We start from the raw sequence: 8,905 nt of genomic DNA on the forward strand, positions 1-8,905 counted from the left end.
TGCATCCCCGGCGGGACGAGCTGCGTCGACTCCGGACCCTGGCCCCCGCCCTGCTGACCGCCACCCTGCTGGCCGCCCGCGGCGTCCCCGCCGGCGCCGACGCCGGGCTGACCGGGCTGGACCACCTGCGTCTGTTCGGGGCCGTCCCCGAACGGCTGCTGGTCGGCCTTGGGCTGCTGCGACGGCTGTACCACCTGGGTCGCCTCGGGCGCACCGAACGGACTGCTCTCCTGTGACTCCGGCTCGCCGGACGAGCCCTGGGCGGGCTGCTCACCGTCGCCCTGGTTGGGTGGTTGCGGAGCACTCATGTGGGCCTTGTACCCCCTTGACGAGGACCGTGGGTGATTTCGCTCGCGCACACGCTATCGGATCACGCTCCGTACGCCACCGAACGCCCCGCCGGGCACGCCCCGGATGCGCAGCCGGATCAGGACCCGCCGGAGAGGAACTCCAGCAGGTCCTGCCTCGTGACCACGCCCGCGGGTTTCCCGCCGACCAGCACGAGCGCGCCGTCGGCCGTGCCGAGCGCCTTCATGGCCACGTCCAACCGCGACCCCGCACCGATCGTCGGCAGCGGCGGCGACATGTGCTGGTCCAACCGGTCGGCCAGGGCGGCCTTGCCGGTGAACAGCGCCTCCAGCAGGTCCCGCTCGTTCACGGCGCCGACCACCTCGGCGGCCATCACGGGGGGCTCCGCGCTGACGACCGGCATCTGGCTGACGCCGAACTCCCGCAGGATGGTCACGGCCTCCGCCACCGTCTCGGTCGGATGGGTGTGCACCAGGTCCGGCAGGGTGCCGTCCTTGCGCCGGAGCACGTCGCCGACGGTGTAGTCCTGTTCCTCCGGCGCCAGGAAGCCGTAGGACGACATCCACCCGTCGTTGAACACCTTGCCCAGGTACCCGCGGCCGCCGTCGGGCAGCAGCACCACGATCACGTCGTCCGGGTCCACCCGCTGCGCGAGTTCGAGCGCCGCCGCGACGGCCATTCCGCACGAGCCGCCGACCAGCAGGGCCTCCTCCCGCGCCAGCCGCCGGGTCATGGTGAACGAGTCGGCGTCGGAGACCGGGATGATCTCGTCGGCGACCGTGCGGTCGTAGGTCTCCGGCCAGAAGTCCTCGCCGACGCCCTCCACGAGATACGGCCTGCCGGTACCGCCCGAGTACACCGAACCCTCCGGGTCGGCACCGATGATCCGGACGCGGCCCTCGGAGATCTCCTTGAGGTACCGGCCGGTGCCGGAGATGGTGCCGCCGGTGCCGACGCCCGCGACGAAGTGCGTCACCCGGCCCTCGGTCTGCCGCCAGATCTCCGGCCCCGTGGATTCGTAGTGGCTGGCCGGGTTCGCCGGGTTGGCGTACTGGTCCGGTTTCCACGCGCCCTCGGTCTCCCGGGCGAGCCGGTCGGAGACGCTGTAGTACGACTCCGGGTGGTCCGGCGGCACGGCGGTGGGGCACACGACGACCTCGGCGCCGTAGGCCTTGAGGACGTTGCGCTTGTCCTCGCTGACCTTGTCGGGACACACGAACACGCACCGGTACCCCTTGCGCTGGGCGACCATGGCGAGCCCGACGCCGGTGTTGCCCGAGGTCGGTTCGACGATGGTGCCCCCGGGCGGCAGTTCCCCGGAGGCCTCCGCGGCCTCGACCATGCGCAGCGCGATCCGGTCCTTGACACTGCTACCGGGGTTGAGGTACTCGACCTTGGCCAGCACGGTCGGGCGCAGGCCGTCGGCGAGCGAGTTGAGCCTGACCAGAGGGGTGTCCCCGACCAGGTCGATGACGTGTTCGGCGTAATCCATGTCACCAGGGTAGACACGACGGCGCCGCCCCGGTACCTCGGATCGGCGGGCTCTGCGACACATTGTCCGAATAGGACCGCCTGTGGTTGGCTTCGCCGGTCACCGTCCGACGAGACCGAGGAGCCCCCACGTGAGACCCCACCGGAGACCCCGGGCCCGTGCGCTCGGGGCGACCGCCCTGGCCGGTGTCCTGCTGGCCGCGACGCAGACCCCCGCGGGCGCGCAGCCGGGCGGAACGCCCGCCGACCACCACCGGGCCGACTTCACGCTGACCCTGCTGTTCACCAACGACACCGAGTCCGCCCTGCTGGGCATCCCCGGCGACGGCACGGACACCGGCCGCATCGTCGACGGCGGCACCCACCCGTACGGCAGCCCCTCCCGCACGAAGACGCTGATGGACCGGCTGCGCCGGGAGGCCACCACGGGGCCACCCGCGCCCGGCCAGGCGGGCCACCGCGGCGAGATCGTGCTCTCCGGCGGAGACAACTTCCTCCCGGGGCCCGAACACTCGGCGAGCACCGTGGAGGGGGCTCCGTTCCACGACGCGCTCGCCTTCGACGGCATCGGCTACGACGCGAGCGCGATCGGCAACCACGACTTCGACCTCGGCCCCGCGGAACTGTCCCGGTTCCTCACCGGGATCGACGGCCCGACCACCTTCCTCGGCGCGAACCTCGACGTCTCCGCCGAGCCCGCGCTGCGCGCGCACGCCGACGACGGCACGCTGGCCTCGGCCACGGTGCTGCGCACCCGGGGCGAGCGGGTCGGCGTGATCGGCCTGACCACTCCCGACCTGCCCGCACTGTCCAGCCCGCGCGACGTCGGGGTGCGCGGTGATCTGGCCGGGATCACCAACGCCCTCTCCCGGGACCTCGCCGGCCGGGGTGTCGACAAGGTGGTGCTGGTCAGCCACCTCCAGGACATCGACAACGAGCTCGCGCTGGTGCCCGAGCTGCGCGGCGTGGACGCCGTCGTCGGCGCGGGCGGCGGCGAGATCCTGGCCGACCCGGGGGACCGGCTGATCCCCGGGGACACCGCCGAACGGGGTTTCCCGCTGTGGGCGGACGACGCCGACGGCGAGCGGGTGCCGGTGGTGACGGTGCCGGGCGACTACTCCTACATCGGCAGACTCGTGCTGAACTTCGACCGCGGCGGGGACCTGCTCGCCGTGGACGAGCCGCGCACCGGCCCGGTCCGGGTCTCCGGGGTGGGCCCGGACGCGGTGCACGGCGACCCCGCGCTCCGCGAGTGGGTGGAGGAGCCGGTGGCCGAGCACCTGAGCGGGATGGCCGCCGACGTGGTGGCCACCAGTGAGGTGCCCCTGGACGGCGTCCGCCACGCGGTCCGCACCCGGGAGACGAATCTGGGTGATCTCGTCGCCGACAGCCTGCTCCGGGCCGGACAGCGGCGGGCGGACGAGTACGACGTCGCACCGCCGGAGGTCGCCCTCCAGAACGGCGGTGGCATCCGCAACGACTCGGTCCTGCCCCCGGGCGAGCTGACGACCCTGGACACCTACGACATCGCCCCCTTCTCCAACTTCGTCACGGTGGTGCCCGAGGTACCCCGGGCCACGCTGCGGCAGCTGCTCGAACGCGGTGTCGCGGCGGCACCGGCGGCGGCGGGTGCGTTCATGCAGGTCGCCGGGCTCTCGTTCACCTACGACACGACGCGCCGGGCGCAGCGTGTACGGGAGGGCACCAACGAGATCGAGACCCCCGGCGAGCGGGTCCGGGACGTGACCCTGGACGACGGGACGGTGCTGGTCGCCGACGGCGAGGTCGTCGACGGGCCGCCGGTGTCGGTGGCGACCAACGACTTCTCCGCGCGCGGCGGCGACGGGTACCCGTTCGGCGACCTGGCGTTCACCCCGGTCGGCACGACCTACCAGCAGGCCCTGCGGGACCATCTCACCGGGGAGCTCGGGGGCAGCGTCCCCCGGACCACCTACCCCGAGGGCGGTACCGGACGGATCACCGCCGTCGGCGGTGACGGCTGACCACGCCGTCCGACGACATCCGAGGTCCGACACCCGGGGGAGCGGGACCGGTCCCGGCCCCCGGGTGTCGGCGGATGTGTCCGGGGGCACCCGGATCAGTGGTTCCGCCGACCCGGGCAGGCAGGATATATACCTAAGCAAACGCTTAGCCGACCCGAAGGAGTGTCCACATGCCGGAAGCCGTGATCGTGTCCGCGGCCCGTTCGCCGATCGGCCGCGCGGGCAAGGGCTCCCTGGTGAACATGCGGCCCGACGACCTCACCACGCAGATGGTGCGGGCGGCGCTGGACAAGGTCCCCCAGCTCGACCCCGCCGAGATCGACGACCTGATGCTCGGCTGCGGCCTCCCCGGCGGGGAGTCCGGCTTCAACATGGGCCGTGTCGTCGCCGTGCAGCTCGGCTACGACCACCTCCCCGGGTGCACGATCACCCGCTACTGCTCGTCCAGCCTGCAGACCACCCGGATGGCCCTGCACGCGATCCGCGCGGGTGAGGGCGACGTGTTCATCTCCGCGGGGGTGGAGACGGTCTCCCGCGGCGTGAACGGCACCTCCGACTCGTGGCCGGACACGCACAACCCGTTGTTCGCCGACGCCGAGGCCCGCACCGCGCGCTGGGCGGAGCAGGGCGGCGACGACTGGGTCGACCCGCGGGAGAACGGCCTGCTGCCCGACGTCTACATCGCGATGGGGCAGACCGCCGAGAACCTGGCGCGGGTGAAGGGCGTCTCCCGCGAGGAGATGGACGAGTTCGGTGTGCGCTCGCAGAACCTCGCCGAGAAGGCCATCGCGGACGGCTTCTGGGCGAACGAGATCACCCCGGTGACCCTGCCGGACGGCACCGTGGTCTCCGCCGACGACGGCCCCCGCCCCGGGGTCACGGTGGAGAAGGCCGCGGGCCTCAATCCGGTGTTCCGCCCGGACGGCCGGGTCACCGCCGCGAACGCCTGCCCGCTCAACGACGGCGCGGCCGCGCTGGTCATCATGAGCGACACGAAGGCGCAGGAACTGGGCCTCACGCCGCTGGCCCGCATCGTGTCCACCGGCGTGTCCGGCCTGTCCCCGGAGATCATGGGCCTGGGGCCGGTCGAGGCGTCGAAGCAGGCGCTGTCCCGCGCCGGGATGTCGATCGACGACATCGACCTGGTGGAGATCAACGAGGCGTTCGCCGCCCAGGTGATCCCCTCCTACCGGGATCTCGGCATCGACCTCGACAAGCTGAACGTCAACGGCGGCGCGATCGCGGTCGGCCACCCGTTCGGCATGACCGGGGCCCGGATCACCACGACCCTGCTCAACTCGCTGCAACACCACGACAAGCAGTTCGGTCTGGAGACCATGTGCGTCGGCGGCGGCCAGGGCATGGCCATGGTCCTGGAGCGGATGAGCTGACGTCCCCGTGCCCGCGGCCGGTGGGATCCGCACGGACCCACCGGCCGCGCTCCGGACCCGCCCCGGTCACACCGTCTTCGGCCGGGCCGCGCAGATGACCGTGGCGGGTTCGGGGTAGGTGAGCGAGAAGGCCGCCTCGACGTCCGCGCACGCCCGACGCGAATCGGTCGTGCCCTCGGCGACCTTCAGCACGGCCAGTTCGGCGGCCGGATCGGTGCAGCGCACACGTTCGTAGCCGGCGGGGTCGTCAGTGGCGACGTTGGTCAGGCAGTCGCCCTGTTCGACGTTGAGCATCAGACACACCAACGCGCCGTCCGGATGCTCGTAGCGGTCGTACGGACCCGCCGGGCAGCCGGCCGCGGGATCGTCGACCAGCGCGGCGACCCGCAGTGTGGCCTGCTCGTGCGAGCAGTCCCGGACCTCGGGTTCGTCCGCCGTGTAGCTGAAAGACGCGATGTGGAGGCAGGTGCCCGCCTCGACCTCGGGCACCGCCGTCGCCGCGTGCCATCCGGTGAAGCCCACGGCGGCCGCGATCAGGGCGACGGCGACGGCGACCCCGGCCCACGCCGTGCCCTTCCGCGGCGGGGGCGGCGACATCGGCTGCTGCCCGATCGGCGACATCCCGTACGGCACCGCTCCGGGCTGTCCGGGTTGCCAGGGCTGTCCGGGTTGCCAGGGCTGCCCGGGCGGTCCTCCCTGCGGGTACTGCGCTCCCGGCGGACCTTCGGAGGGGGGAACCGTCACCGTGACCTCACACCATCTTCACGCGGAAAACGACCGTGCCGATTGAACACCAGCCGACGACGGCACCGGGACACCCCCGGACGTTCCGGGCGCGGGCGGTGTCCCCTCGTCGGACACGCGAACGGGGGCGCCCGGCCGGCGGGCCGGACGCCCCCGCGGTCCAGGAGCGGCGTGGGTGCCTGGCGCCTACTCGCTCTGCAGGTAGGACAGCAGTCGCAGGATCTCCAGGTACAGCCACACGAGGGTGACCATCAGGCCGAAGGCGACGAACCAGGCGAACTTCGCGGGCGCACCCTGACGGATCGCCTGGTCGGCCATGTCGAAGTCCAGCAGGAAGCTGAACGCGGCCACACCGATCACCACGATGCTGAAGATGATCGCGATCGGCCCGCCGTCCCGCAGGCCGGTGTTCACCCCGAACAGGCCGAGCACGAGGTTGGCGAGCATGAGGACCAGCACGCCGCCCAGCGCGCCCATCATCCACTTGCGGAACTTGGGCGTGACCTTGACCGCGCCGGTCTTGTAGACCACGAGCATCACGACGAACACCGCCGCGGTCCCCAGGATCGCCTGCAGCGCGATGCCGGGGTAGATCATCTCGAAGACCCCGGTGATCGCGCCGAGGAACACCCCTTCGGCGGCGGAGTACGCCAGCGTCATGGGCGCACTGGCCATCTGCTTGAAGGCGATGATCAGGGCCAGGACCAGGCCCACGAGCATGCCCGCGATCATGGCACCGAAGACGGCGCCCATGGATTCCGCCGCGACCTGCGACTGCGCCCAGACGGCGGTGATGACACCGACGAGCAGCGTCACGCCGAGGCTGGCCCCGGTCTTCATGACGACGTCGTCGACGGTCATCGGCCGGTCGGCCGACCCGGAGGGCGCCTGCGGCGGGCCGTGCCCGGGCTGGCCGCCCAGTGGCTGGTTGAAGCCCGCGTACGGGGCACCCGCCGCACCCTGGGGCAGGTTGCGGAAGGCAGGGTTGCTGGAAGTTCGCACCTGATCCTCCTGGATCTTCTGGCACTTGCGTCGGGACAACGACCGGGCGTGCCGGTCGGTTCCCGGTTGTCGGTAAACGCGACTTTACCCGCACCCCGTGCGAGCCGACGTGCGCCGATCGTGACCCGGAACAGGTCGGGCCGGGACACCGACGTCCACCACCTGGCCGATTGCCCTGGTCATGTTTTCACGGGACCCTCACCAGGCGTACCCCACACCGCCCGGCGGGGCGGCGATGTGACGTGCGTCGCACCGGGCGCGGGACGGGGAAGAACTGGGGAAAGGGGTAGTCCGTGGCGCGAAGACGCCTGTTCACCACTGTACGCGGACCGGGCGGATCACTGCTCGCGACGCTCGCCCTGACGGCACTGGCCCTGGCGACGCTGTCCGTCGTGGCCGTCCCGCCGTCGGCCACGGCCGAGGTGCGGGAGGGGATCGGCCACGAGACCACCCCGGGCCAGTCCTGGGGCGGACGCGACCGCTCCGCCGAGCACGACTGGCTCGGCTCCTACGAGGTCGGTGGGGAGCAGGTCTTCTGTGTCTCGTTCGCGCTGAAGGCGCCGGACACCGACGAGACGTACGAACCCGGCGACGAACTGCTCGACAAGTGGGGCGAGCCGCTCGACCCCGACGTCGCCGCGAACATCTCCTACCTGCTGCTGCGCTACGGCGACACGCGGGACGCCGACGAGGCCGCCGCGCTGGCACACCTGCTGCACTCGTGGACGGCCGCGCCGCGGAACTCCGCCGATCTCGACCCGGACAAGCCGTTCACCGAGATCGCCTACGACGTCGAGGCACATCTCGACGCCCTGCCGGACGGTGCCCGGGCCGCGGTCGACCGGATGCGGGACGAGGCGGAGACCTACCGCGGCCCGTGGGAGGTCGAGCTCACCGCACCCGAGGACGACCAGACGATCGGCACCCCCGCGGAGTGGTCGGTGCGGATCACCAACGCCGAGGGCACCGGCGTCCCCGACGTGGACGTCGCCCTGGACCTCACCGACCTCGAACCCGGGGAGGGGGACGCCTCCGGGCCGGCGACCGTGACGACCGGTGAGGACGGGGCCGCGGCGGTCACCCTGGCCCCGACCGGGGAGGAACCGACCGTGCGGGCGACGCTGGCCGCTCCGGCCGAGCGGCCCTACGTGCGGGAACCGGTCACCACCGACACCCAGCGGGTCGTGTCCACGGGCGGCGAGCAGGAACTGACGGCCGAGGCCACGACGACGGCCCGCACCGCCCCGGGCGCCGTCCGGGTGGCCAAGGTGGACGAGGAGACCGGCGACGGGATCGCGGGGGTGCCGCTGGAACTCACCGGCGGGGACGGCACCTCCCCCGCGGTCGGCCGGGACGGCGAACCACTCGTCGGCGAGGACGGCGAGCCGTTGGTGGTGACGAGTGCGGGCGCCGACGGCACGGCCGCCGTCGAGAACCTGCGCACGCCGCAGACCGTGTGCCTGACCGAGGTCCGCCCGCCGAACGGCTACGGCGACGCCTTCGACCCGGAGAATCCGCCGTCCGCCTGCGGGGAGCTCACCCCGGGCGAGACGTTGGCACTGCGGATCGCGAACGTGCCCGACGACGTCCCGGAGACCATCCCCGCGGGGGAACCCACCCTGACGGTCGAGCGGGCCGCGACCACGTCCGGCGCGCCGGTGGGCGCCCTGCTGGGTCTCGGCGGCCTCGCACTGCTGGCGTCGGTGGTGACCGGACGGGTCGCGCGGAGGAGGTTCGCCCGACGGTGACCGGGTGGGCGACGGAGCGGACGACACAGTGGGTGTCGGTGGGGTGATGGCGGGATGACGGCCTCGACACGGGACCGACGGCGGTGGCTCCGGCCGTACCTGCTCGGGGTGGGCAGCGTCCTGGTCGCCGAACTCGTGGTCACGGGGGTGCTCGCGCTGCGTGCGCCCACCGTGACCGCCGGGACCGCCGTCCCCGCCCCGTCCGACCGCCCGTCGG

Annotated in this window: 7 protein-coding genes; 4 read left to right on the forward strand and 3 right to left on the reverse strand. The window is 72.6% G+C overall.

Annotated elements, in window-relative coordinates:
- The coding region (locus ACTIR_RS26260; protein WP_161629614.1) for a hypothetical protein at positions 1 to 236 on the forward strand (236 nt) is incomplete at its 5' end.
- A 191-nt stretch (positions 237 to 427) separates the two neighbouring features.
- Here the strand turns inward: ACTIR_RS26260 and ACTIR_RS0104475 are convergent.
- Positions 428 to 1,801 carry a cystathionine beta-synthase gene (locus tag ACTIR_RS0104475; RefSeq protein ID WP_026453373.1) on the reverse strand — a complete coding sequence of 458 codons (1,374 nt, stop codon included), beginning with the start codon at positions 1,799 to 1,801 and terminating at the stop codon, positions 428 to 430.
- Between the two features lie 130 nt (positions 1,802 to 1,931).
- Between ACTIR_RS0104475 and ACTIR_RS0104480 the strand changes: the two genes are divergently transcribed.
- Positions 1,932 to 3,803 (forward strand): bifunctional metallophosphatase/5'-nucleotidase, encoded by a 1,872-nt coding sequence (locus tag ACTIR_RS0104480; RefSeq protein WP_154663660.1) that lies wholly within the window; start codon positions 1,932 to 1,934, stop codon positions 3,801 to 3,803.
- A 170-nt stretch (positions 3,804 to 3,973) separates the two neighbouring features.
- Positions 3,974 to 5,194, forward strand: a complete 1,221-nt coding sequence (locus ACTIR_RS0104485; protein WP_026453375.1) for an acetyl-CoA C-acetyltransferase — start codon at positions 3,974 to 3,976, stop codon at positions 5,192 to 5,194.
- Between the two features lie 66 nt (positions 5,195 to 5,260).
- Here the strand turns inward: ACTIR_RS0104485 and ACTIR_RS0104490 are convergent, their stop codons facing one another.
- Both ACTIR_RS0104490 and ACTIR_RS0104495 read right to left on the reverse strand, forming a co-directional pair.
- Positions 5,261 to 5,815 carry an LppU/SCO3897 family protein gene (locus tag ACTIR_RS0104490; RefSeq protein ID WP_034238322.1) on the reverse strand — a complete coding sequence of 185 codons (555 nt, stop codon included), beginning with the start codon at positions 5,813 to 5,815 and terminating at the stop codon, positions 5,261 to 5,263.
- A gap of 309 nt (positions 5,816 to 6,124) precedes the next feature.
- Positions 6,125 to 6,940: a Bax inhibitor-1/YccA family protein gene (locus tag ACTIR_RS0104495; protein ID WP_026453377.1), complete on the reverse strand. Its 816-nt coding sequence runs from the start codon at positions 6,938 to 6,940 to the stop codon at positions 6,125 to 6,127.
- A 293-nt stretch (positions 6,941 to 7,233) separates the two neighbouring features.
- On the opposite strand from ACTIR_RS0104495, the gene ACTIR_RS0104500 reads away from it, so the two are divergent.
- Positions 7,234 to 8,688 (forward strand): collagen binding domain-containing protein, encoded by a 1,455-nt coding sequence (locus tag ACTIR_RS0104500; protein WP_199285569.1) that lies wholly within the window; start codon positions 7,234 to 7,236, stop codon positions 8,686 to 8,688.
- Positions 8,689 to 8,905 lie beyond the last annotated feature (217 nt).

Source organism: Saccharomonospora iraqiensis subsp. iraqiensis (assembly GCF_000430445.1).
GTDB lineage: Bacteria > Actinomycetota > Actinomycetes > Mycobacteriales > Pseudonocardiaceae > Saccharomonospora > Saccharomonospora iraqiensis.

Bases quoted from the DNA above. Each gene is read 5' to 3' on its own strand.
- ACTIR_RS0104485 (WP_026453375.1), top strand. From the start codon at position 3,974: ATGCCGGAAGCCGTGATCGTGTCCGCGGCCCGTTCGCCGATCGGCCGC.
- ACTIR_RS0104475 (WP_026453373.1), bottom strand. From the start codon at position 1,801: ATGGATTACGCCGAACACGTCATCGACCTGGTCGGGGACACCCCTCTG.
- ACTIR_RS0104490 (WP_034238322.1), bottom strand. From the start codon at position 5,815: ATGTCGCCGATCGGGCAGCAGCCGATGTCGCCGCCCCCGCCGCGGAAG.